Annotated in this window: 24 protein-coding genes, 1 pseudogene and 1 riboswitch; of the genes and pseudogenes, 8 read left to right on the top strand and 17 right to left on the bottom strand. The window is 36.1% G+C overall.

Annotation, left to right across the window (positions count from 1 at the left end; genetic code table 11):
* Positions 1 to 54: 54 nt before the first annotated feature.
* Complete coding sequence (locus MKY70_RS04530; protein ID WP_002140515.1) at positions 55 to 2,055, bottom strand: ABC transporter ATP-binding protein; 2,001 nt, start codon at positions 2,053 to 2,055, stop codon at positions 55 to 57.
* Positions 2,052 to 3,812, bottom strand: coding sequence for an ABC transporter ATP-binding protein (locus tag MKY70_RS04525; protein WP_341023409.1), 1,761 nt, complete (start codon positions 3,810 to 3,812; stop codon positions 2,052 to 2,054). Before MKY70_RS04525 ends, MKY70_RS04530 begins: the two co-directional genes overlap by 4 nt.
* Positions 3,813 to 4,517: 705 nt before the next feature.
* On the opposite strand from MKY70_RS04525, the gene gapN reads away from it, so the two are divergent.
* From gapN to MKY70_RS04500, 5 genes are all read left to right on the top strand, one after another.
* A complete protein-coding gene (gene gapN, locus MKY70_RS04520) occupies positions 4,518 to 5,957 on the top strand; it encodes an NADP-dependent glyceraldehyde-3-phosphate dehydrogenase (protein WP_002010835.1) in 1,440 nt (479 codons plus the stop codon).
* 177 nt (positions 5,958 to 6,134) lie between these two features.
* Positions 6,135 to 6,316, top strand: a riboswitch (Lysine riboswitch).
* Between the two features lie 146 nt (positions 6,317 to 6,462).
* A complete protein-coding gene (locus tag MKY70_RS04515; RefSeq protein WP_341023405.1) occupies positions 6,463 to 7,887 on the top strand; it encodes an amino acid permease in 1,425 nt (474 codons plus the stop codon).
* 60 nt (positions 7,888 to 7,947) lie between these two features.
* Entirely contained in the window at positions 7,948 to 9,147 is a 1,200-nt protein-coding gene (locus MKY70_RS04510) for an ABC transporter permease (RefSeq protein ID WP_341023401.1), read from the top strand.
* A gap of 282 nt (positions 9,148 to 9,429) precedes the next feature.
* Positions 9,430 to 9,945 (top strand): type 1 glutamine amidotransferase domain-containing protein, encoded by a 516-nt coding sequence (locus tag MKY70_RS04505; protein WP_002029999.1) that lies wholly within the window; start codon positions 9,430 to 9,432, stop codon positions 9,943 to 9,945.
* Between the two features lie 250 nt (positions 9,946 to 10,195).
* A complete protein-coding gene (locus MKY70_RS04500; protein WP_044444657.1) occupies positions 10,196 to 10,399 on the top strand; it encodes a hypothetical protein in 204 nt (67 codons plus the stop codon).
* Positions 10,400 to 10,450: 51 nt separating this feature from the next.
* Here the strand turns inward: MKY70_RS04500 and MKY70_RS04495 are convergent.
* The 3 genes and pseudogenes from MKY70_RS04495 to MKY70_RS04485 form a co-directional block, all read right to left on the bottom strand.
* Positions 10,451 to 10,744, bottom strand: a pseudogene (locus tag MKY70_RS04495) (MDR family MFS transporter); the annotation flags it as partial.
* A gap of 12 nt (positions 10,745 to 10,756) precedes the next feature.
* Entirely contained in the window at positions 10,757 to 11,305 is a 549-nt protein-coding gene (locus tag MKY70_RS04490) for an NAD(P)H-dependent oxidoreductase (RefSeq protein WP_341023398.1), read from the bottom strand.
* A gap of 19 nt (positions 11,306 to 11,324) precedes the next feature.
* Positions 11,325 to 11,864, bottom strand: coding sequence for an ester cyclase (locus tag MKY70_RS04485; RefSeq protein ID WP_341023397.1), 540 nt, complete (start codon positions 11,862 to 11,864; stop codon positions 11,325 to 11,327).
* Positions 11,865 to 12,033: 169 nt separating this feature from the next.
* Here MKY70_RS04485 and MKY70_RS04480 point away from each other — a divergent pair, with 169 nt between their 5' ends.
* A complete protein-coding gene (locus MKY70_RS04480) occupies positions 12,034 to 12,372 on the top strand; it encodes a winged helix-turn-helix transcriptional regulator (protein ID WP_002166316.1) in 339 nt (112 codons plus the stop codon).
* 34 nt (positions 12,373 to 12,406) lie between these two features.
* Here MKY70_RS04480 and MKY70_RS04475 read toward each other — a convergent pair whose 3' ends face one another.
* The 5 genes from MKY70_RS04475 to MKY70_RS04455 all read right to left on the bottom strand — a co-directional run bounded on the left by MKY70_RS04475 (position 12,407) and on the right by MKY70_RS04455 (position 16,210).
* The gene (locus tag MKY70_RS04475; RefSeq protein ID WP_088035229.1) at positions 12,407 to 13,609 is read right to left on the bottom strand and encodes an MFS transporter; all 1,203 of its coding nucleotides are present in this window, start codon (positions 13,607 to 13,609) and stop codon (positions 12,407 to 12,409) included.
* A 361-nt stretch (positions 13,610 to 13,970) separates the two neighbouring features.
* Entirely contained in the window at positions 13,971 to 14,546 is a 576-nt protein-coding gene (locus tag MKY70_RS04470; protein WP_002029987.1) for a TetR family transcriptional regulator, read from the bottom strand.
* A 138-nt stretch (positions 14,547 to 14,684) separates the two neighbouring features.
* A complete protein-coding gene (locus MKY70_RS04465) occupies positions 14,685 to 14,999 on the bottom strand; it encodes a DMT family transporter (RefSeq protein ID WP_000539672.1) in 315 nt (104 codons plus the stop codon).
* Between the two features lie 2 nt (positions 15,000 to 15,001).
* Entirely contained in the window at positions 15,002 to 15,358 is a 357-nt protein-coding gene (locus MKY70_RS04460; RefSeq protein WP_002134594.1) for a DMT family transporter, read from the bottom strand.
* 492 nt (positions 15,359 to 15,850) lie between these two features.
* Complete coding sequence (locus MKY70_RS04455; protein WP_002188427.1) at positions 15,851 to 16,210, bottom strand: MerR family transcriptional regulator; 360 nt, start codon at positions 16,208 to 16,210, stop codon at positions 15,851 to 15,853.
* 140 nt (positions 16,211 to 16,350) lie between these two features.
* Here MKY70_RS04455 and MKY70_RS04450 point away from each other — a divergent pair, with 140 nt between their 5' ends.
* Positions 16,351 to 17,121, top strand: a complete 771-nt coding sequence (locus MKY70_RS04450) for an SDR family NAD(P)-dependent oxidoreductase (RefSeq protein ID WP_088035227.1) — start codon at positions 16,351 to 16,353, stop codon at positions 17,119 to 17,121.
* Between the two features lie 78 nt (positions 17,122 to 17,199).
* Here MKY70_RS04450 and MKY70_RS04445 read toward each other — a convergent pair whose 3' ends face one another.
* Both MKY70_RS04445 and MKY70_RS04440 read right to left on the bottom strand, forming a co-directional pair.
* Positions 17,200 to 17,655 carry an N-acetyltransferase gene (locus tag MKY70_RS04445; RefSeq protein ID WP_002166324.1) on the bottom strand — a complete coding sequence of 152 codons (456 nt, stop codon included), beginning with the start codon at positions 17,653 to 17,655 and terminating at the stop codon, positions 17,200 to 17,202.
* Positions 17,656 to 17,945: 290 nt separating this feature from the next.
* Complete coding sequence (locus tag MKY70_RS04440; protein ID WP_000446110.1) at positions 17,946 to 18,440, bottom strand: Lrp/AsnC family transcriptional regulator; 495 nt, start codon at positions 18,438 to 18,440, stop codon at positions 17,946 to 17,948.
* A 205-nt stretch (positions 18,441 to 18,645) separates the two neighbouring features.
* Here MKY70_RS04440 and MKY70_RS04435 point away from each other — a divergent pair, with 205 nt between their 5' ends.
* Positions 18,646 to 19,557, top strand: coding sequence for a DMT family transporter (locus tag MKY70_RS04435; RefSeq protein WP_088035224.1), 912 nt, complete (start codon positions 18,646 to 18,648; stop codon positions 19,555 to 19,557).
* Positions 19,558 to 19,590: 33 nt separating this feature from the next.
* Here the strand turns inward: MKY70_RS04435 and MKY70_RS04430 are convergent, their stop codons facing one another.
* The 5 genes from MKY70_RS04430 to MKY70_RS04410 all read right to left on the bottom strand — a co-directional run bounded on the left by MKY70_RS04430 (position 19,591) and on the right by MKY70_RS04410 (position 23,180).
* Positions 19,591 to 20,073: a PRK06770 family protein gene (locus MKY70_RS04430; protein WP_088035222.1), complete on the bottom strand. Its 483-nt coding sequence runs from the start codon at positions 20,071 to 20,073 to the stop codon at positions 19,591 to 19,593.
* 88 nt (positions 20,074 to 20,161) lie between these two features.
* The gene (locus MKY70_RS04425; protein WP_016094712.1) at positions 20,162 to 20,566 is read right to left on the bottom strand and encodes a nuclear transport factor 2 family protein; all 405 of its coding nucleotides are present in this window, start codon (positions 20,564 to 20,566) and stop codon (positions 20,162 to 20,164) included.
* Positions 20,566 to 21,366, bottom strand: a complete 801-nt coding sequence (locus MKY70_RS04420; protein WP_002125460.1) for an MBL fold metallo-hydrolase — start codon at positions 21,364 to 21,366, stop codon at positions 20,566 to 20,568. Before MKY70_RS04420 ends, MKY70_RS04425 begins: the two co-directional genes overlap by 1 nt.
* 182 nt (positions 21,367 to 21,548) lie before the next feature.
* The gene (locus tag MKY70_RS04415; protein WP_001077751.1) at positions 21,549 to 21,953 is read right to left on the bottom strand and encodes a DoxX family protein; all 405 of its coding nucleotides are present in this window, start codon (positions 21,951 to 21,953) and stop codon (positions 21,549 to 21,551) included.
* 168 nt (positions 21,954 to 22,121) lie between these two features.
* A complete protein-coding gene (locus MKY70_RS04410; RefSeq protein WP_341023394.1) occupies positions 22,122 to 23,180 on the bottom strand; it encodes a DUF871 domain-containing protein in 1,059 nt (352 codons plus the stop codon).
* Positions 23,181 to 23,203: the final 23 nt, after the last annotated feature.

The following is a 23,203-nucleotide window of genomic DNA, read 5'->3' as shown; positions in this document are numbered from 1 at the left end:
AGCGGACAATCCGATCAAAAAAGAACTTGCGAAAATCGCAAGTTCTTCTAAAAATTAAGCACTCTGGTTTCCTTCCATTTGCGTTTTATACATATCGTAATAACGCCCGCGCTTTTTCATTAATTCATCATGGGAACCTTTTTCCAAAATCGTTCCTCTATCAAGCACAATAATTTGATCAGCGCTCTTAATTGTTGAAAGACGATGAGCGATAATAAACGTCGTTCGTCCTTTCTTCACAACTTCTAGCGCTTGTTGAATCATCGCTTCTGTTTCTGTATCAATACTGGAAGTCGCTTCATCTAAAATTAAAATAGCAGGATCAAAAGCAAGTGCCCTAGCAAACGATATAAGCTGACGTTCTCCGGTTGAAAGCGTACTTCCTTTCTCCGTAATTTTTTCATCTATATTGTTCGCAAACCTTTCCGCACCAACATCACGTAACGCCTTTACGATGCGATCTTTTGAAATTTTTTCATTTTCTAAGCTTACATTGGATGCCACTGTCCCGCTAAATAAAAACGGATCTTGCAATACAATTCCCATATGTTCACGTGTTGCTTGTTTCGGCATCTCTGTTACATCGTGACCATCAATCGTAAGCTTCCCTTTTTGAAATTCATAAAACTGAAAGAGCACATTCATAATGGAACTTTTTCCTGATCCAGTATGACCGACAAGTGCCACTGTCTCCCCTTGTTTCGCTTCAAAAGAAATATTTTTTAATACTTCATCTTTTCCATTGTAAGAAAACGAAACATTATCGAATTTCACATTTCCGGTTAAGCGAGGCATACGTTCTTCTTCTACTGCCTCTCCCTTTTCCTCTAGCAATTCAAAGACGCGCTCTGATGCAACACGCGATTGCTCTAAGTTAGCAAGTTGGTTCACCATGTTCGTAATTGGCGAGAACAATCTCGTTAAATAATCGACGAAAGCATACAGTATCCCTAGAGAAAGGAGGCCAGAAGCACTTAATGAAGCACCACCGAAATACCAAATTACACCTGTAAAAGCGATGTTTCTTAATACAGACACTAAATTATGCGAAGTTGCTGCATTTAAATTTAAAATTTTATTTTGATATTTAAAATAATCACCATTTAACTCTTCAAATTCCTTCTTCGTTTCATGTTCTTGACGAAATGCTTGAATAATTGGCATCCCTTGAATTGATTCATTCACTGTTCCGTTAATATCCGATAAACGCGAACGCATTTTATGATTGTATACAGACGCATACTTTCTATACATAATCGCCCAAACAATTAAAATTGGGATGATGAGTAAGCATAGTGCCGCCAGTTTTACATCAAGTAAAAATAGCGCAGCAAAAATCCCGATAATATAAATGATACTAGAGACGAATGTCGCAAGCACTGTTACATATAAATCACGAATCGCTTCTGTATCATTCGTTACACGCGATACAATTTTCCCTGCTGGTAAATGGTCAAAATAACGAATTGGCAACGTTTGAATATGGGAAAAGACGTCTTCCCTCATAATTTGAATAATTTTGTTTGCCGCCTTCTGTAAGAAGAACTGCTTTCCGTATGCAAATAATGATACGACTACTAATAAAGCGAAATATCCACCGCCAAGTAGTAATAACCTATTTATTTCTGGTTTATAAAACGCAAATACTTCTTCTTTCGTTAAGGCTTTCGATTTATACACTTGCACTGCCTTACCACTTTGTACTGTAAGCACATCACCCTTAACAGAACGAGTTCCTTCAAGCGTTATTTTATTCGGTACAAAATAGTACTGAAAACCAACTTGAATCACTCGGACTTCTTTCCCTTTTTGCTCACCTTGTTCAAAGCGATCACTTCGCTTATAAAAGGCGCCATTATATGAAACAGCATCCTCACTCTTTTCTGTTTCATACCAGGGTCTCTCTATTCCAACGATATGCTCATCGATCATCGTTTTTGCGACGAAAGGACCCGCGAGTTCTGCAATAACGAAAACAAATAGCATCGCCATCGCTGCAAAAATCGGCCCTTTTACTTTCATCGCGTATTGAAACAATCGTTTTGAAACACTCATATTTTCACCCCACTATCCGTACTTTCACTTTCACCTTGTTGTCTTTCGAACTGCTCTGCATACCAGCCCCCATTTCGAACGAGCGCTTCATGCGAACCTTCTTCAATAACCTCACCGTTATCCATAACGAGAATCCAATCAGCATGCTGCACTGCTGACAAACGATGCGTTGTTATAATCGTCGTCTTCCCGCTTCTTTCTGTTCGTATGTTTTCAATAATTGCCGCTTCAGTACGAGCATCAACAGCTGATAAAGAATCGTCCAAAATTAAAATTTCCGGATTTTGAATAACAGCCCTCGCAATCGAAATCCTTTGCTTTTGCCCACCTGATAAAGAAACTCCTTTCTCTCCAACAAGCGTTTCTAAACCTTCCGGTAAAAACTCTAAATCCTTTTTAAACGCAGCTATTTCAATCGCTTTTTCAAGTTCTTCTTCAGTCGCTTCTCTGTTTCCGAATAAAATATTTTCCTTCGCTGTTTTTGAGAACAAAATGTGTTCCTGAGGTACATACCCAATCCAGCCAAGTACGTTATCATTCGTAATTTTATCTAGCTTCACATCAGAAACCGCAATATCCCCTTCCCCAAGTGGATATTGACGAAGAAACTGACGAACGAGCGTCGTTTTCCCGCTTCCTGTTTTCCCAACAACTCCAAGTGTCTCTCCTTGTTTTAATGAGAACGAAACATTTTTTAAATTTGTTTCAATTGATGAAGGATATGAAAAAGTAACTTTATCAAATTCAATGTAATCTGGCTCTTGTACAACCTTTGGATCTTTCGGATTCTTTACATCCGGTTCATAAGCTAACGTTTCATTTACACGGTCGAGCGACGCATTTCCTCTTTGCATAACATTAATCAATTCACCAATTGCAAACATCGGCCAAATCATCATCCCTAAATAGACGTTAAAAGAAACGAGCTCACCAAGTGTCACCTTTGATTGGAATACGAGATATGCACCGTACACTAAACCAATTAAATAACTAAGACCGACGAGCATTTTTACAGTTGGCTGGAATAATGCATCGATTCTTGCTACTCTCATATTTTTCTCGTATACGTCATCTCCTAAATGATGAAACCTTTCTTGATCAGCATTCTCCTGTACATACGCACGAATAACGCGTACACCCGCAATTGATTCAAGTACTTTATCGTTCATATCCCCGAACGCATCTTGCGCGACTGTAAATCTTTCATGCAACTTCTTTCCGTATCTATTCATCGCATACGCCATAATCGGAAGCGGTATAAGCGCAGCAAATGTTAACTGCCAACTAATTGAAAAGCCCATCATACAAACGATTGTAAGCATATATAGACTAGAATCAACGAGCGTTAATATACCAAAACCAGCTGTCATGGAGATTGCTTTTAAATCATTTGTCGCTCTCGCCATTAAATCGCCAGTACGATTTTTTTGATAAAACGTCGGTGTCATCTTAAGTAAATGCCCCATAAATTTTGAACGCATCGTTTTCTCAAGTACGAACGCACCGCCAAATAGTTGGTGCTGCCAAATGAAAGTAAGCACATACCCACCAATCGTTACCCCAAGTAAAATAAAAATATATTGCATAATCGCCTCATTCGTTAAGGCTCCCGTTTTAATATTATCAATTGTAATTCCTAACACTTTCGGTGGAATTACCTCTATCACGTTTACAATTAAAAGTACCCCAATTGCGATACTATACCTTTTCCAATGCTCTCTAAAAAACCAGCTTAACTTTAGTAATACTGAAAACAATATAACCTCCCCTTTCTCGTTCCCGTTTGATTCACATTTCTTTACCCGCTATCCAAACCCATCACATTTACATTTCGTAAGCCATACAATTCCATCACATTTTTCACCTTCCAAATTCTGATTTTTTATAGTAACCACGCAAACAAGGAAAATAAAGTGAAACTTTAATCAGTGGGGGTTTTGTTCATTCCCCACTGATTATTAGCCCGCAAATAGCGGGATAAACAAAAAAAAGCATACCGCCGCTTGACGATATGCAAAGAATGCATAAAAGCGTACGTTACGATATACGCAACGTACGCTTCTCATAAGACGCAAAGGTCCTATATATCCGCACGGGTTGCGTAATGATATGAATGTTTTCCGCCATTTAACAGAGCTAAGCCCATTACATTTACGATTACAATCATTACGCACACCCCCTTCATTTATTTTCCATTTATAATCTTACAACTTTATTGAGTATTCTGTCAATTGTTTTTTTTCGCTTTAGAATAAAATAATCTTTTATCACAAAAAATGAAAGTGATGCATTCTACTTATAATTCAGTTTGAAATAAGGGAATCTTCTGTAAGAAAGGGCATACAAAACAAAAAAATAGTAAGAAATCGTTTTCACAAACATTTCATTTGAAAAATATTATCAAACCACCTACAATCACCTTATACTCACTCTTACAAGTTGCTATTTTAGGAGGACTAATCATGACAACTAGCAATACGTACAAATTTTATTTAAACGGAGAATGGAGAGAAAGCTCTTCAGGTCAAACAATCGACATTCCATCTCCATACTTACACGAAGTAATTGGGCAAGTACAAGCAATTACTCAAGGAGAAGTAGATGAAGCAATTGCATCTGCAAAAGAAGCTCAAAAATCATGGGCTGAAGCTTCTCTACAAGATCGCGCAAAATATTTATATAAATGGGCTGATGAGCTCGTAAATATGCAAGATGAAATTGCCGATATCATTATGAAAGAAGTCGGTAAAGGCTATAAAGATGCGCAAAAAGAAGTCGTTCGTACAGCTGACTTAATTCGTTACACAGTTGACGAAGCACTTCACATGCACGGTGAAAGCATGATGGGTGATAGCTTCCCTGGTGGATCTAAATCTAAACTTGCGATTATTCAGCGCGCACCACTTGGTGTTGTATTAGCAATTGCACCATTTAACTACCCAGTAAACTTATCTGCTGCAAAACTTGCACCAGCACTTATTATGGGTAACGCTGTTATCTTCAAACCAGCAACTCAAGGTGCAATTAGCGGTGTTAAAATGGTTGAAGCACTTCATAAAGCTGGCCTTCCAAAAGGTCTTGTAAACGTAGCTACAGGACGCGGTTCTGTAATTGGTGACTACTTAGTAGAACATCCTGGCGTAAATATGGTATCGTTCACAGGTGGTACAAATACAGGTAAACATTTAGCGAAAAAAGCTGCGATGATTCCACTTGTATTAGAACTTGGTGGTAAAGATCCTGGTATCGTTTGTGAAGATGCAGACTTACAAGAAGCTGCAAAGCATATCGTAAGCGGTGCATTCTCTTACTCAGGTCAACGTTGTACAGCTATTAAGCGTGTACTTGTACATGAAAATGTAGCAGACGAACTAGCTGGCTTATTAAAAGAGCAAGTAGCTGAACTATCAGTTGGATCTCCAGAACAAAACAGCACAATCGTTCCATTAATCGACGACAAATCTGCTGACTTCGTTCAAGGTTTAATTGACGATGCTGCTGAAAAAGGTGCAACAATCGTTATCGGTAACAAACGTGAGCGCAACCTAATTTATCCAACATTAATCGACAACGTAACAGAAGAAATGAAAGTTGCTTGGGAAGAGCCATTTGGCCCAATCCTTCCAATCATCCGTGTTTCTTCTGACGAACAAGCGATTGAAATTGCTAACAAATCAGAGTTCGGTCTGCAAGCAAGTGTCTTCACAAAAGACATTAACAAAGCATTTGCAATTGCTAACAAAATCGACACTGGTTCTGTTCAAATTAACGGACGCACAGAGCGCGGCCCTGACCACTTCCCTTTCATCGGTGTAAAAGGTTCAGGTATGGGCGCACAAGGTATTCGTAAGAGCCTTGAGTCTATGACTCGTCAAAAAGTAACTGTATTAAACTTAGTTTAATCTTATATGTAGCAGCTGATCTAATATTTAGGTCAGCTGCTTTTTAGTTAAAACCCTCCGGGACCTAATAACAAATTCTTCTCTATAATCTGATTATTACTATATCCATTGACGTATAAAAATACATTTGTTACTCTTAAACATGTTAATTTAATACATAAATCCTCATTCGTATCTCGGTGAGGTAGAGGTTGCAGTCATTAAGAGTATCATTTCAGGAGATGTAGTGGCATTGATGAAGAAATGAGAAAGGAATGATTGCCGAAGTAAGTCGTGTCCACCATGCACGCTTGCTGGGTCTGCATTTAATAAGTGCAGAACTGTCACAAACGTTTCGTTTGTGGAGAGCTATCGAGAGGTATGTCGTGGGTTTCTTATAAGATAGAAAGCATGTAGCGGCAAATTACGTGCTTTTTTTGTTTTGTTTGGACCTTCTCTTCCTTATCAGGAAGACATACATATCTCCTCGCTTGACTTGGTTATACTAACTTTGGAGGTATTTTCTATGCAACAAAAAAAATGGGGCTTTTGGGTACTAACAGCTTTCGTTGTCGGTAACATGGTTGGCGCTGGTATTTTCATGGTGCCAAGTACGTTAGCACAAACAGCAAGCCCACTCGGTGTCACTTTAGCTTGGTTAACAACAGGGTTTGGTGTTTTAATGCTAGCTCTTGTTTTCGGTAATTTAGCAATTCGTCGTCCTGATTTAACGACAGGACCACAAAGTCATGCATATGCTTTATTCTCAACACCAAAAAGAAAGAAAATGGCTGGTTTCAGCATGGTATGGGGATATTGGGTTGCAAACTGGGCAAGTAACGTTGCCATCATTACATCTTTCGCGGGATATTTATCACTCTTCTTCCCGATTATGAAAGATACGCGACTATTATTTTCAATCGGCTCGTTCGATATTGAAGTTGGAAAGCTCATTACATTTACTATTTGTTCCGTCTTACTTTGGGGAACTCATTTAATATTAACAAACGGTGTAAGCGGAGCTGGGAAACTAAACTTCTTAGCAACAACAACGAAAGTAACTGGATTCCTTCTATTCATCATTGTTACGTTGTTTGCGTTCGAAGCTTCAAAGTTTGGACAATGGTACACACCGATGATCGATAAAGAAGGCGTATCACACGGTCTCCTTTCACAAGTAAATTTAGCCGCTCTTACAACACTTTGGGCATTTATCGGGATTGAATCAGCCGTTCTTTTATCAAACCGAGCTACCTCTCCAAAAACGGTAAAACGCGCAACTGTTGCAGGATTACTTATCACAGTTGCAATTTACTTAGGAATTACAATTTTAACAATGGGTGTACTTCACGTTGATAAATTACAAGCTTCTGAACGTCCATTAGCAGATGCATTAAACGCTGCAATGGGTCATGGCGGCGGGAAACTTATGGCATTACTTGCTCTTACTTCCCTATTCGGTTCAATATTAGGCTGGATTTTATTAAGCTCAGAAGTACCTTATCAAGCAGCAAAAGAAGGTTTCTTCCCTTCCTTCTTCGCAAAAACGAATAAAAAAGGAAGTCCAATTCATTCACTACGATTAACAAACATTATGTCGCAAGTGTTCTTATTCTCAACATTATCAGGAACAATTGCGGAAGCTTATACATTCGTTATTACCGTATCAACACTGGCCTACCTCATTCCATATCTCGTTTCACCAATCTTCCAGTTAAAACTGGTCGCAACTGGTGAAACTTATAAAAATGAAATGCGGGCAAGAATTATAGATGGTGTGGTCGCAGTCATTGCAATTTGCTATGCACTATGGGTTATTAAAACCGGCGCATCCGATATAAAAACATTTCTTCTCGGAATTGGTTTATTCGGGATTGGCTTTGCCTTCTATCCATTAATGAATCGTGATCAGAAAAAAAATAAAGAAAAGAAAAACGAGCAAGTTGCGTAACGCAATTTGCTCGTTTTTTACTTTATAAAACATATATAATAGAAAAAAGAGGTGAAAAACATGTCAATCGAATCACTATGGAGCTCTCGCTTTCAACAACATATTCAAAATGCCATCACATACTTTGCACGTATGATTAACGGTTTACTATATAGCTTCATCTTCGTCTCATGTGTAGGTGCATATTATTACGCTAAGTTTCTTAAAACGGATCCTTCTAAAGGAATATCTTTATTACTCATCACGATCGTACTTACACTCATTATAACGAGATGCCAAGTTCGCACATTTATTCAAAAACCGGACGCTGTCTATTTACTCGCATTAGAAGAGAAATTAATATCTTATTTTAAAAAATCTCTTCTATATAATTACATCATTCAGCTTTTCCCATTATTATTTACGTTCCTTATTCTCGTACCGCTTGCCATGCAATCATTACAATTAACCGTACCTTTTTTATGTACAATCTTTATAATTTTAATGATTCTAAAGGGCTGGAACATATACATACATTGGATGTGGCGTGATAGTTATGAAAAAAGCATATGGTTTATCATTCGCATTGCTTGTAACGCCCTGATCATTTACATGCTGTTTTATGTTGCAAATGTAATTGTATTAGGCGGATTACTCTTACTTCTCGCTTTCCTACTTCTATATACGAAGAAACAGCCCACAAAGCGAATACCATGGGAATACATAATTGAGCAAGAAGAAAAAATGGACATACGCTTTTATCAATTCGCTAGCATCTTTACCGATGTTCCGCAGCTAAAAAAACAAGTAAACGGCAGAAAATGGCTTACAAATTGGATTGAACCTTTATTACATAAAAAACGAGCTACTTTCTTTTATTTACATACACTTGCATTTTTACGTGGTAATGATTATTTCGGTATATATATTCGCTTTGGGGGAATCGGTGCTTTCATCCTATATTTTGTTCCGAATATATACGTAAAAGGTGCTATCGCTTATATCATCCTATATATGATTTCTATGCAGCTTCGTTCTCTGTGGAAATATTTTTCGGGAAATATTATCGTAGCATTATATCCAATTGATACTGAAGAACGAATGAGTCAATTTCTTAGCTTAATTTTCATATTGCTAAGTATTCAACTCATTGTATTTTCAAGTATTATACTCATTGCCACAGGGCAATTTTCACATAGTCTTATCATTATGATTATCGGGTTAATCTGGATCAAATTTATTATTGTACCAAAAACGAAGCAACGCGTTTCTTCGTTTTAACGAAAAGAATTATCTTAAAAGCCAAGGAGAAAATAAATTATCTCCTTGGCTTTTTTATTTTTCTTCCTCAAACAAGAATCACTGAAACAACCGATATTTTATGATTTTTACATACAAAAACGATAATACATGTTTACGTCCTAATAAAAAGGGTAGTTATTAAATTAACAGGGCAAAGGAACTGGAGGGAATGAAAAAATATGAATTAAAGTTTCACTTTATAAAAGGCGTTGCTCAAGGACGATTCTGGAACCGATTATATAATATAAGGAGCTGATTGCAATGAGTAAAAAAATTGCTATTTTAATAACGGATTATTTCGAGGACACAGAATACACAGAGCCAGTAGAAGCTTTTAATCAAAAGGGATACGAATTAACAACTATTGAAATGGAAAAAGGTAAAACGGTACACGGTAAACAAGGAAAAAGTGAAGTCGTAATTGATAAAAGTATTGATGATGTTTCTCCAGAGAACTTTGATGCCCTCTTTATACCAGGCGGATTTTCCCCAGATATACTTCGTGCAGATGAACGTTTTGTTCGCTTTAGCAAAGCATTTATGGATGCGAAAAAACCTGTTTTTGCTATTTGTCACGGCCCCCAATTACTCATCACTGCACAAACACTTGAAGGACGCGATGTGACTGGATATAAATCCATTGCGGTCGATTTGAAAAATGCCGGTGGAAATTTTCATGATAAAGAAGTGGTTGTATGCCAAAATCAGCTAGTAACAAGTAGACAACCAGAGGACATCCCAGTGTTTATTGAAGAATCATTGCGTATATTAGGATAGTTATTATAGGTTAACCAAAGTAGCTAAATAACTACTTTGGTTAACCTTTTTCTTTGTAAAAAACAAAATTAACACCATATGAAACATTTCTTCATCTTTAATGATTTTTTGAGACAGCCTCTTTTCTCGTCCCAAAATTTCTAATCACTTTTCATAGGCATTTCTCATATAGTGAAAATGACTATACGATTCCTATCCATAAGTTAATAATGATTTCGCACATATAAATAAAAAAGATAGGAGCTCTATTATGAACAACAATCCACCTGCAACGCCCCAAAACAACTCAGAAAAAAATAGCCGTGACATTAAATTGCAAACATTACGAGTCATCGGACTCATCGTCCTTATTAGTGGTTATATCCTCGTCGCTCTCTCAGAAGTAGGTGAGCTGAAAACCTTATTAACAAACCCTAACGCCAATCCTGATTTAGCTGAAGTTGATCCGTTTTAAAAATTATATAAAAAGCGAGTCCCAGTATAACTGGTTCGCTTTTATATAGTTTCATCCAATCTGAGAAACATTTCCTTCATTCTGATACTTCTCTTTCCCTATCGCCTTCATAAATAATAAAATACTGATCATACCAACGATGAAATATAGAGCGCTCATGCCCCAAGATGCAATAAATGAACCTCTTACTTCATTTGGTACCATATGTGCCAGAATAGATTGACATACTGGCACATACATCATCTCTCCTACAGTTTAGAAAAGCCCTGCGATTAATAAGATCCATAAACTATAGCTCACTCCGAGTATTGTAAATCCAATTATATAAATGAATAAGCCTACATATTATGACTGTAATTATTGAATGACTTCTTCTAAATGGTTCTTCAAGTTCTCTAAATACTTCTCAACAGTAGGATTTTTCACCACATCATAACAAGCAAAACTCTTTAACGGACTCATCCCAAGAAACTTCTGCACACGATGTAAATGACTAAGTGCTGATTCTAAACTTTCTCCTTCAAAGAACTTCGTCTTATCTCCGAATGCTTTTTCAGGTGCGTTCCAAGTTGTAGAAAACATATACTGCTTCTCTTTTAATAAACCACCTGTTCCATATTCATCTGCACCTTTAAAGAACAAGCCATATTCATATACTTCATCCATATAAGTTTTAAATAATCCAGGAACACTAAACCAATAAATTGGTGTTTGATAAATTACAACATCAGCCCATAAAAACTTTTCTTGCTCTTCCTTAATACTGTATCCATCTTGAATCGTTGTTGTTTTCACATGATGATTCTCGCTTAATACAGTTACCATATAATCTAATAACGTTCTATTTAATCGTCCTTCTTTCGTACCGTATTTTTCATGCCCATTTATAATGAATATATTTTTCATCACTTTTCTCTCCCTTATTTTACTCTTCAGCTATTAAGCCGAGTTGCTGCTTCAGCGTAAGATTATCTTCTAAATGCCAATCTTCCGTTATCTTTCCGTCTTTCACATGTAAAATATCCATCGCAAAAAAATTGATTTTCTTACCATTATGCGTTCCTGTAAAAGAAAGACGGGCTGTTACTTTATCACCAACAACCAATAAATCTTCAATCTCACAATGTATATCAGGAACGACTTTATGAAAATTTTGCGCTGCAAGCTTTAATCCTTCAGTGCCTTGTGGTCGACCTTTCGGCAGTGTGTTATCGAAAAAATTTTCAGTAACCGTCTGCGGAATAAGTTCCTCTCTACCTGTATCCCAAAATGCATAAAAGCGCTGAGCTGCATGAACCATTTCTGTCGCTTCTTTTTTGCCTAGTGAAGGATCGATTGTCATTGTTTTTGGCTTCGGCATTTCCTTCAATAATTGGATTTCAGTTTTTTGCTCACCACTACATGCTACAAGCACAATACAAATAACAAACAAACTAAGAAATCCAAATAACTTTTTTATCCCCATGGAAATCACCACCTCCTCATATAAATTCTTTCTGTTTCGTATTGCTATTGTATACGCACTAACTTCCTTTATGGAAGTAGTGATATTTTTTTCATATAGTTACGAAAAAGATAGTTTTGTGATACGATAAGGCAAATTCATTCAAAAAATTTTTATGGAGGCTATTTCCATGAGCAATATAGATCCAGTTGTATTAACGAAAGGTTTACCTGGTATACCTTGTCCTATCGCTAAAACGCTTGACGTAATTAGTACAAAATGGACATTTTTAATTATTCGAGACCTTCTTATCGAAGGAACGTTACGATTTAGTGATTTACAAAAATCAATGGATGGGATTAGTCCGAAAACATTATCGCTTCGACTAAAAGAATTAGAAGCACAAGGGATTATAACGAGAAAAGTATATCCAGAAGTTCCGCCTCGTGTAGAGTACACGTTAACGGATAAAGGAAAGCAATTAGAGGGGATATTTATTGAATTAAAGCGGTTTGGATTAAGTTTATAAAACAAAAAACCCCTTACCATCGTAAGGGGTTTTATTACTTCGCAAAACTTTGAGCTAGCTGTTTCTCTCTCCACATAAATGTAATGCCGAGACCAACGATTAAAACAACACCTGAAAATGCATATGGATAATTAATGTTTATATCAAATAATATTCCGCCCATCGCTGGTCCTGCGATATTTCCTAAGCTCGTATACGTTGAGTTCATACCAGCAACGAATCCTTGCTCTTTTCCAGCTGCTTTTGATAAAAACGTCGTTAAAGCTGGACGAAGTAAATCAAATGCTAGGAAAATAAAGCAAGTAACGAGAAGTACACTCCAATAATTAAAGACTACAGTTGAGACGAATGCTAATACTGCACCTACAATTAAACATATTTGAATTAATACTTTCTCACCGAACATGTCAACCAATTTGCCAAACATAAATACTTGCACAACTACCCCAAAGATGGAGCTAATCGTAATAATTGCAGCAATATCTTTCGGTGTGAAACCAAATTTATGATCAGAAAACAGACTAAACACAGTTTCATATGCTGATAATCCAAATGCGAGTACAAATACAATAATAAATGCGATTGCATACATTGGATTTAATGATTTCTTTAAATCTCCGATAAAGCTGGATTCTTTCGTATTAGCTGCAATCTCTGCAAGTTCTTCTTTCGTTAACGGCTCTTTCAAAATAAATATAGAAATCACGCATGCAACAAAGGCAATCACTGCTGCCACAAAGAACGGCACACGTATACCGTATTCTGCAATAAACCCGCCGATTCCAGGCCCTATAATAAATCCGGTGCTGATAGCTGCTGAAAGATAGCCCATCGCCTTTGGACGTTCTTGAATAGAAGTAATATCAGCAACATATGCCGTAACACCCGGCATAATAAACGCGGCACTAATTCCGCCTAACACCCTCGCTGCATAAAGCATCCACACATCTGTACCTAATCCAAAAAGAAGCTCTGAAACACCAAAAATAAATAATCCAATGATTATCATTTTCTTCCTACCGTAAATGTCGACCCAACGACCCGTAATAGGTGAAGTAATAAGCTGCGCCATTGCAAACACTGCAACGAGATAACCCATCGTCTTTCCTGTTAAATTCATATCATTCATAAAGGACGGCATAACCGGAATGATTAATCCAATCCCTAAAAAAGCGATAAATATATTACTCAAAAGAATGATCAATACCATCTTTTGTTCTTTTATCGGTTTCTTCAATTTTTAACACCTCTTCCCGTAGTTCCTCTCAAAAATAATGCCCAAGAAGCTTTTTCTTTATCCTGCTATTTGTGGGCTCACACTGAGTAAAGATGTCCCCACTCATTAGAATTTCACTCTATCCTTCCACACATACATAAACACAGGGTGAATGACTATCATTCAGTTTCCCGCAGAAATGAACCTACCTTTTCAGACAGGTTCATCTTACTACTTCTTTATCCCGCATTAACGGGCAGTAAGACTCCCACCTCAAAATTCAGCGAATGCGAGGAAGTTAGGTGGGAGATAACTGCCCTTAAATGCCCGATTGGTGAAGGCTAATAAACAGTGGGGATGAACCCTCCCACTGTTTAAAGTTTCACTTTATATGTAGTGCATGTGTTAAAAAATCTAGTACTTCTGCCTTTTGTAGCTCGACTTGCTCATCATCTTTATGATCATATAAATAAACTTGTTCCGCTGCTGATTCAACAAGAGCGATAAATAACTTCGCTGTTCGCTCAGCGTGAACCGAATCACGAATTTCACCTGATTCTTTTGCCTCACTTAAAAAGTCACTTAGCCATATATAAAGAGGCTCATATACAGCTTCCCATTCTTTTATATGTTCAGTTGATGCAAGGCCCGCATACATTAATGCTTGTATTTCACGATATTCAGCTATAAAGGTAAATACTGCATCTATTACTTGCTCAACTTTACTTGAAAAAGGTGAATCGTTCTGTACTTTTTCTTTCACTGCAAGTATCATCTTCTCAACCATCACTTCTGCTATTGCAGGCATAACAGATAACTTAGAAGGAAAATATAAATAGAAAGTTCCTTGTGCAATGCCAGCCAATTTCACGATATCAGAAATCTTCGTTTTTTCAACGCCCTTTTCCTGAAACACTTCAATAGCTGCATAGACAATTTTTTCTTTTTTATTCATCATCTAAACCCTTTCACACGCGTATTGAATGACTGTCACTCATTTTATAAAATAACTAGCTGTACTGTCAATCATCGTGCACTTTTCATAATAAAAATCTCCCAACAAATCGTTAGGAGATTTAACTTTAATATCCTTTTCTTATGAAAGAGCCTTTAATCCCGTAACTCCACATACAATAAGAGCTACACTAATCAAACGTGCCTTACTTTTTGATTCACCAAACAGAAACATATTTAATAAAACAGCTCCTGCTGTTCCAATGCCAATCCAAACCGCATAAGCTACACTTACTTGTAAGAACAAGAAAGATGTGTATAAGAATGCAAAGGAAGTTGCAAATCCACCTATATAAATCGCTCCATTTGCTAACGTCTTATCTTTACTATACATTTTAAGGCCTATCACACCGACTATTTCACTAATTGCAGCACAAAATACGAAAAACCAACCCATTTTTAAGCAGCTCCTTTCACAATTTCTTCCGCGGTTTCTTCTTTATTATCAGCCAGTTTTAAACCGATAACGCCCGCTACAACCATCACGATAAAGAATAGTTTTCCTACACTGAAACTGCCGCCGAAAAGGAATACATCCATTAGGAAAGTACCTACCGTACCAGCTCCGGCAAACACAGCATATACAGTCCCTGTTGCAAGATGTTCGCACGCTTTCGATAGGAAGTAAAAATCAACAGCGATAACTCCTACAATAATGACCCAATGCCACCAAGTATGAGCTGTATTAAAACCAAACACCCAAAAAATTTCAAAGATACATGTTAATATGACATATAACCAAGCTTTATTTTTCATATCTCTCACCTTCTATTATTTACTGACTGACCGTCAGTCATTTTTGATTTAAAAAATATAATCTCACTCTAACTACTATTTAAAAAACCAATATCATCCTCATTTATCCTTATATTTGTTCCGTTATTAAGCTAACTACATATACAAGTTGCTTATCTACACCCTTCCACAGAAAAAATGACTGAATGTCATTCATAAACATTCTACATGACCAATTGATAAAGTGTCAACACCCGGATTCTATTAACCCAAAAATATTTTAAATTTCTTAAATCCACATGTATATTTCTTAATAATCTGTCAATAATGGTAGTAACATAATATTTTCTCCATTCCCCCCTTGGAGATCCCTTTGAATCGAGCAGTTGCTTTTAGCTAACTGCTCTTTTTTAATTTATCGGCACATTATAATTAAATACTCATAGATAAATTCCAAAACAAAAACCTGTACTCCCTTTTCAACATGCAACAAAGAACGAAATATTTTGTACGCTATTTACTTTTCAACGAGTCTTTGTATGCAATAATTTTATTTTCGAGCATCTTCTCTGTAACTTCTAAATTTTCTCTTTGAATCTGAATAGATTTCCTATGATCTTCTAAGAGCTGTAAACGAGCTTCGGTTGTATGCTCCCCTTCTAAATATAATCTAGCATATTCTCTTATTTTCGCTATCGGCATTTGTGTTTGTTTTAATTTCATTACAAACTGCAACCACTTTATATGTGACTCTTCATACAATCTATTCCCATTTGCATCGCGATTTGCAATTAATATGTTCTCCTTTTCATAATAACGTAATGTATGTGTGCTCACTCCTAATAATTTAGCTACCTCGCTAATTGTGTACATAACCATTCTCCCTCCGCACGCCATTTACTCTCATATATTTTACTGCCTTATCCAAATTATAAAAAACATTTGACTTAGAGTATACTCTAACAAATACAATCTAACCATGATAAATTAATTTGAATTTAGGAGGCTTTTATATGAAATATACTGTTATTACTGGTGCTAGTTCAGGAATTGGCTATGAATCCGCTTTAGCCTTTGCATCTCGCGGAAAAAACTTAATACTTGTAGCTCGAAGACAAGCAGAATTAGAAGAATTAAAATTGAAAATTAACGAAATGCATCCGGAATTGGATGTTGTCATTCGAAGAACTGATTTATCAGTCACTGAAGAAGTTTATAAATTTTATGAAAGTCTACAAAGTTTTCAAATTGAAACGTGGATTAACAACGCAGGTTTTGGTAATTTCGCCTCAATTGCTGAACAAAATTTAAACAAGATAGAAACGATGTTGCATGTAAATATAGAAGCACTAACAATACTATCTTCCCTTTTCGTTCGAGATTATTCAATGACCGAAGGAACACAGCTTATTAACGTTTCATCAGGCGGTGGATATACGATTGTTGCCAATGCTGTTACGTATTGCGCTACGAAATTTTATGTAAGTGCATTTACAGAAGGACTATCTCACGAACTGAAAGAACAAGGTGCAAAACTACAAGCAAAAGTTTTAGCTCCTGGTGCAACTGAAACAGAATTCGCAAAACGTTCATTTGATATTGATGAGTTCCAATACGATAATGTTGTACCGAAATTCCACACTGCAAAACAAATGGCACAATTTATGCTCGACCTTTATGATAGCGATAAAGTTGTAGGGCTTGTCGATGGTTCTACGTATAACTATGAACTTAGAGATCCACTTTATAATTTTGCCGTGAGAAAAACGAATTCAAATTCCTAATACCATCTCATTTTGTATTAAAATATAGATACCCACTATTTCTTAAATAATAGTGGGCCTTTTTTCTCTCTAAAAATTTCATCCAACATACCGTATCATCGCCACCTCATCACAATAATTGACTTTTGGACAATGTCTACAATCAACCCATACTTTCTCTGGCAGCAATTCTTTATTTACAAAATCAAATCCACACTTTTGAAAAAATACTGTTTCATACGTTAAAGAAATCACTCTTTTTACATTTATTTTCGTCGCTTCCTCCATCACATGACTCACGAGCATACGCCCTATCCCTTTTCCTGCATATGTATGCGAAACTACTAACGATCGTACTTCTGCAAGGTCCTCTCCTAACACATGTAAACCAGCAACTCCAACGACTTCCTCTCCTTCTTTCATAACATATAAACATTGTAAATATTGATAGAGAGACAAAAGAGAACGCGGCAAAACAACTCCTTCTTTTGCATACATTTCAATGAGATTATAAATTTCTTTCACATCACTTGTAACCGCATTAAAGATTTTCATATTATATCCCCTTGCCCCAGTGTTAATATTTATAACATTATATGAATTTTAATTCATAATTTCATATAATAATACATCTCTCTTTTCTCTCCGTCAATCACTTTTCTGAATTTTATCCCGCATTAACGGGCAGTAAGACTCCCACCTCAAAATTCGGCTGAAGCAAAGAAGGTAGGTGGGAGTCGGGCTGCCCCTAAACGCCCGATTGGTGAAGGCTAATAATCAGTGGTGGATGAACAAAACCCCCACTGATTAAAGTTTCACTTTACACAAACAAAAAACCAAGCAACTTAATCGATGCTCGGTTCCTCATTTCGTATCGGCAATACCGTCGAATATTTAATTTCACGAAGTGCTAAACTCGTCTGTATACGTGTAATACCAAGCTTGTTCAACTTTCTAATAAACTGCTCCAGTTCTTTACGATCACGATTCGCAACTTTTAATAAATAATCATACTCTCCTGTTAAACAGTGACATTCTAACACTTCAGGCATAGATTCTAATTCTCGTTCTAACACTTCAAGCTTTTCATACTGATGAATATTCGTGCTCATAAAAATGAAACATAATAAATCAAATCCAAGCTTTTCTTGATTTAAAATTGCTACTTGCTTATCAATGAATCCTTCCCCGTCTAATCTTTTTATTCTTGCATGCATAGCAGCTGGTGATAAATTAACGCGGCGTGCTAGTTCTGCATTACTTACTTGTGACTCCTTCTGCAATATATCTAAAATTTGTACATCTAAATCATCTAACACTTTAATAACAGATGACTCCATCAAAATTCCTCCTTTTTTCTTACCGATGATTATTCGAAAAAACATCTCATAACTTATATAAAACTGAATGTTTTTCTGCAAAATAGATTTCTAACGAAACATTTTATCGAGTTTTTACCATTATACAAAAGAATATATTAGACAATAAAGAAAAATGCTAAAATTATTTACAGTTCATTCTTATTTCAACAAAGGGGTTTTTAGCATGCCTTATTTTTACGTCTTTTTACTATTATTAACAAGCTTATTATGGGGAGGAAATTTCGTCGTTGGGAAATCACTCGTCGATCATGCATCTCCGATGACACTGACAAGTTTAAGATGGCTAATTGCGATCATTTGTTTATTACCAATGGTATGGTTTAAAGAGAAGAAAATCATTCCACCACGCTCTGCAATACTTCCGTTAATACTTATGGGAATTTCAGGAGTCGTTCTTTTTAACATTTTTCAATTTTTAGCACTAGAAAAAACATCCGCAACGAATGTAGGTCTTATTTCTACATTGAACGCTATTTCAATTGCATTATTTTCTGTGCTATTTCTAAAAGAAAAAGTAAATACACTTCAAATTCTTTCTATGATTCTTTCATTTTTCGGGGTTATGCTCGTCCTTTTAAAAGGAAATTTCGCTCTTTTATTTTCACTACATTTTAATAGCGGAGATTTATGGATGATTGCGGCTGTTTGTATTTGGGGAATCTATTCTGTTTGTAGTAAATGGGCTACAAAAACAACTACACCACTCATGGCAACATTATATTCTGGTATTTTCGGCGTTATTTTATTACTACCATTTAACATAGGAAGCTTCACTGTTTCCAATATTAATTCCTCTTTCATTACATCACTTTTATATACAGGACTCATTTCAACGGTACTTTGTATGGTGTTTTGGAATATTGGTGTACAGAAATTAGGCGCTACTACATCGGGGATTTTTCTAAATTTCAATCCAATTTTCACAGCTATTTTAGCATTTATTTTCCTTGGAGAAGAACTAACATGGATTCAAATTTTCGGGACAATTATCGTCGTTACAGGGTGCTATTTATTCTCTCATTTTAAAACTGTTTCTCCTCAGACGACTAGAGCTTTAGTACGAAAGCATTCTTAATGAAAAAGCATCGCCACCAGAGTGGCGATGTTTTTATTTACCTTTCATTTCTTTCACATACTGCTTTTCTTCTTCTGGCGATAAACGTTCTGTTGCCTTTCCGGTATCACCACCTTGAATTTCCCACAAAAAGTTATGATCCTCAACCGTTTGTGAAAAGTCTCCTTTCTCCCAACGCTCCAAAGTAGAAAGTAGCTTTGCTTTATATTTAAAATTTGTACTGCTTTCTACTGCGTTCTTCGCACTACGAATTTCCTTATTTGTCATTTCGATAAATCCCCATTTATCAGATGATTTCACTTTTTGATGTACCATCCTATGCATTGTAGAAATAATTTCATCCTCACTAAATTGTGGCTTCTCTTCCGCAACTTTCTTGTCCCGTTGGCTCATCACTTTTTGTGTTTTAAGACTCTTCTCCTCCTCCTCTATATAATTAAGAAGTTTAGTAACACCGAATACAGCTCCTACCGCAATTACAATCATTGTAATTGTCCCTATTATCCATTTTTTCATATTATGTACTCCCCATTCCCCCTAATAATTACATAAACAAATGGAATCGCCTGCACATAGTCGATTCCATTTGTTTCCTTATTTTATTTTAAGCCTTCATCGCTTCTCGTACAATGTAACTGTCCACATATTGCTTAAATTTCACGATTTTTCCATTTTCAAGTTGCCATACATGAACAAATTCCGCCTCAAATGATTTTCCCGTCTCTTTATAAACTCCTGAATAAACACCTTCAGCAATAATCACATCTTTTCCGTTTACTTCATGGTACGTATTTACACTCGCTTTATAATCATCCCATTCTGATCCTAAACGACTAAATACATTTTCCATTATAGCTTCTGTACCTATATACGTTCCGCCGTACGGAAAACCTGCTGCTTCTGTCCACTCTACTTTTTCAGAGAGAGCTTCCGCTAAATGTTTTGCATTTGAAGAAGATGGTCCTTCATATGTGCTTCGAACAATTTCTAAATTTGTTTTTTGCTTCATTATTTTTTCACCCCAAACGCGTTTGCCGCTAAAACAAGTCCAATTTCTAACGCTTTAACGTGCGGGAATCGTTCCTTTATTGCCGTTTGAATTTCTTCACTTGAAGGATTTCCTGCAAGAACTTCATCAAATGCAACTAAATATTTACGAGTATGTTTAATCGCGTCTGCTGTATTTGGTACGTCATAATCACGATGACCCGCTACAACAATTTCAGGATGAAGATTTTCAAGTTCACTTAATGTTTCTAACCATTTATGACGAGCTTCAGCATCTGTTTCTAACGTCCATACGAATGTATTGTTATAAACGATATCGCCTGTAACAACGGCTTTTAATGATGGAATCCATACATAACTATTATTCGGTGTATCACCTTGCAAACCACCTTTAATGATTAAATCATTTCCCTCTAAAATCAATTTCTCTTCTGTTAATTCCTCTGGAACAATTGGTTGATGAGGAACATTATGCCCAATAGATGGTTTCCACTGTTCCACTTTCTTCTCAAATGTGTTACGAATATCTTCAACAGTATTCCGTAATGCAACAATCTTCGCTTCTGGAAATGCTTCATGTAATACATTTAATCCAAAATAGTGATCTGGATGGAAATGAGTCACATAAATATGAGTTAAATTCTTTCCTGTTTCAATAATTTGAGCTGCTAAACGGTGCGCATCACTTAATAAAAATTGTGCATCGATAAGAATTGCATCTTTTTCTCCGTATACAATTGTGGATGTAACTTGAAATGCTTGCTCAGATCCTGTAAAAACCTCTAAATGTAATTTTGACATGTTATTTCCTCCACTTTTTATTTACTCTTTTATATTCCTTTATTCTTTAAGCTTTATTCTAGTTGTAACTATTTTAGTTACAACTAGAATAAAAAAATATATGAATCATTTTATTATTAATCGACTTGATGTAATCATTATAGTTACACCAAGTCGTCAAGTCAACACTTAAAAAATGAAATTTACTTCGTTTTCATTACTTTCTCTTTTAAGAAACGATCTACATATCCTTCTGCTTTTACAACGAATAAATACGCACCCATTGATAATAATGCAAGATCTAATTCATATCCCGGATTCTTTCCATCTCCTAATAAGCCTGCTGCTCCATTTACCTTTACGATAGCTCCAGCCAAAATAAGAGCGAATAACAATCCTACATACCTCACGCCTAAACCGATAATCAATAATATACCACCAACTAATTCAACTGTTGCTACGCCGTATGCAAGACCACCTGGTAAACCGATGCTTGTAAACCATCCTGCTACGTTATCTATACCTGATTGAAACTTTGCTAAACCGTGTGCAAAAAAAGTAACTCCTAATACGATACGAATAATTAAATTCCCAATATATTGATTCATTCTGAACTCCCCTTTTTTGTTTTGTTATGGTGAACATTTATTCACAAGACAAAACAATACGGTATTTCTTTTCATTCGTCAAATACTTTTTTAAAGAAACCAAAAAACATTATCCTTTTTGCAGATAATGTTTTTTATAAAATAGTGCTAATTCAAGCTTTCGCTCTATTACTTAGAAAAAAGTTGAAAATTTTTCCCAGCACCTATATAAGACAATAAAGACACATCTTCTTCCATCACCATTCCAACAACATTCACTTTCCTATCTTCAGGTAAATCATTTATAACTATTTGCATTTCACCAGCATATCTACCGTACAATTCATTATCAATTGTAATACTGCCTCGTTTTCTTGAAATTGTATTCATCGGTTGTAATGCAACTTTATTTTCTTCGCGCGATTCTACAGAACGAATTACATCACGAGCCGGATCTAACCTATTTGTATGCACTTGCGCTACCACTTTTAATACTTCACTTGCATTTATAAATGACTCATATCGCACTGGAATAATCCCACCACTCGCACTCGAGATTTCTTGTACACTCTCTAGGCTCCCGCTTATATCTCCAATTAGCACTTTATCAACATCGTACTCTTGCACAAGCTCTAAATATGCTTCAAGCGGGCGCATATAGCGGTGCTTTTCTAAAGTTGGTAAACCCTCAAATAAAGGACCTCGTTTTTCACCATCTCCTGAAATAAATGCCATCGTTTTTATTCCGCACTCATGTAAATATTTATTTTGTTTTTGCAAGAATGATTTGGCTAGTCCTGTTTCTGGACGCGGATAAAAATTATGCCACGCTTCTACTCGATCTACTCGTATATTTTCCGCAAGTAACTCTTTCCAAAATGATTCTGTAATCGTACTCGCGTTTAACGCTACCTTCATCTTATGAGATACACGTGCGATTTCTTTTGGCGTAATACCGTAATCCATTCGTAAACCAGTAATGCCAAATTCTAATAACTCTTCCACATTTTCATACGTCATCCCTAAATGGTTTAACGATTTTGGAGAGACATCAACCATTAATTCCATTTCATTTTCGAGAGCTTGCTTCCCAAGTATTTGAATTAACTCCTTATACGTATTCGGATCATCTTCTGGAATGTGAAGAGATGTAAAAATAGATGAAAATCCGTTTTCTTTCGCTAGTTTTAACCATGCTTCTTGTTTCTCTACGCGCTCTTTTGAAAGATAAATTGAAACTCCTATCATATGAATCTCTCCTTCTATTAATA

This window comes from Bacillus sp. FSL R9-9492 (assembly GCF_038007365.1).
Classification (GTDB): Bacteria; Bacillota; Bacilli; order Bacillales; family Bacillaceae_G; genus Bacillus_A; species Bacillus_A mycoides.
The sequence above is the reverse complement of the archived record's forward strand: the minus strand, read 5'-3'. Positions and strand labels throughout refer to the sequence as shown.

Excerpts from the sequence above, each read along its gene's own strand:
- MKY70_RS04515 (WP_341023405.1), top strand. The coding sequence starts at position 6,463 with ATGCAACAAAAAAAATGGGGCTTTTGGGTACTAACAGCTTTCGTTGTC.
- MKY70_RS04435 (WP_088035224.1), top strand. The coding sequence starts at position 18,646 with ATGCCTTATTTTTACGTCTTTTTACTATTATTAACAAGCTTATTATGG.
- MKY70_RS04480 (WP_002166316.1), top strand. The coding sequence starts at position 12,034 with ATGAGCAATATAGATCCAGTTGTATTAACGAAAGGTTTACCTGGTATA.
- MKY70_RS04445 (WP_002166324.1), bottom strand. The coding sequence starts at position 17,655 with ATGAAAATCTTTAATGCGGTTACAAGTGATGTGAAAGAAATTTATAAT.
- MKY70_RS04430 (WP_088035222.1), bottom strand. The coding sequence starts at position 20,073 with ATGAAAAAATGGATAATAGGGACAATTACAATGATTGTAATTGCGGTA.
- MKY70_RS04410 (WP_341023394.1), bottom strand. The coding sequence starts at position 23,180 with ATGATAGGAGTTTCAATTTATCTTTCAAAAGAGCGCGTAGAGAAACAA.
- MKY70_RS04530 (WP_002140515.1), bottom strand. The coding sequence starts at position 2,055 with ATGAGTGTTTCAAAACGATTGTTTCAATACGCGATGAAAGTAAAAGGG.
- MKY70_RS04490 (WP_341023398.1), bottom strand. The coding sequence starts at position 11,305 with ATGAAAAATATATTCATTATAAATGGGCATGAAAAATACGGTACGAAA.
- MKY70_RS04415 (WP_001077751.1), bottom strand. The coding sequence starts at position 21,953 with ATGAATCAATATATTGGGAATTTAATTATTCGTATCGTATTAGGAGTT.
- MKY70_RS04505 (WP_002029999.1), top strand. The coding sequence starts at position 9,430 with ATGAGTAAAAAAATTGCTATTTTAATAACGGATTATTTCGAGGACACA.
- MKY70_RS04510 (WP_341023401.1), top strand. The coding sequence starts at position 7,948 with ATGTCAATCGAATCACTATGGAGCTCTCGCTTTCAACAACATATTCAA.
- gapN (WP_002010835.1), top strand. The coding sequence starts at position 4,518 with ATGACAACTAGCAATACGTACAAATTTTATTTAAACGGAGAATGGAGA.
- MKY70_RS04470 (WP_002029987.1), bottom strand. The coding sequence starts at position 14,546 with ATGATGAATAAAAAAGAAAAAATTGTCTATGCAGCTATTGAAGTGTTT.
- MKY70_RS04465 (WP_000539672.1), bottom strand. The coding sequence starts at position 14,999 with ATGGGTTGGTTTTTCGTATTTTGTGCTGCAATTAGTGAAATAGTCGGT.
- MKY70_RS04425 (WP_016094712.1), bottom strand. The coding sequence starts at position 20,566 with ATGAAGCAAAAAACAAATTTAGAAATTGTTCGAAGCACATATGAAGGA.
- MKY70_RS04440 (WP_000446110.1), bottom strand. The coding sequence starts at position 18,440 with ATGGAGTCATCTGTTATTAAAGTGTTAGATGATTTAGATGTACAAATT.
- MKY70_RS04420 (WP_002125460.1), bottom strand. The coding sequence starts at position 21,366 with ATGTCAAAATTACATTTAGAGGTTTTTACAGGATCTGAGCAAGCATTT.
- MKY70_RS04460 (WP_002134594.1), bottom strand. The coding sequence starts at position 15,358 with ATGAAAAATAAAGCTTGGTTATATGTCATATTAACATGTATCTTTGAA.
- MKY70_RS04450 (WP_088035227.1), top strand. The coding sequence starts at position 16,351 with ATGAAATATACTGTTATTACTGGTGCTAGTTCAGGAATTGGCTATGAA.
- MKY70_RS04500 (WP_044444657.1), top strand. The coding sequence starts at position 10,196 with ATGAACAACAATCCACCTGCAACGCCCCAAAACAACTCAGAAAAAAAT.
- MKY70_RS04485 (WP_341023397.1), bottom strand. The coding sequence starts at position 11,864 with ATGGGGATAAAAAAGTTATTTGGATTTCTTAGTTTGTTTGTTATTTGT.
- MKY70_RS04455 (WP_002188427.1), bottom strand. The coding sequence starts at position 16,210 with ATGTACACAATTAGCGAGGTAGCTAAATTATTAGGAGTGAGCACACAT.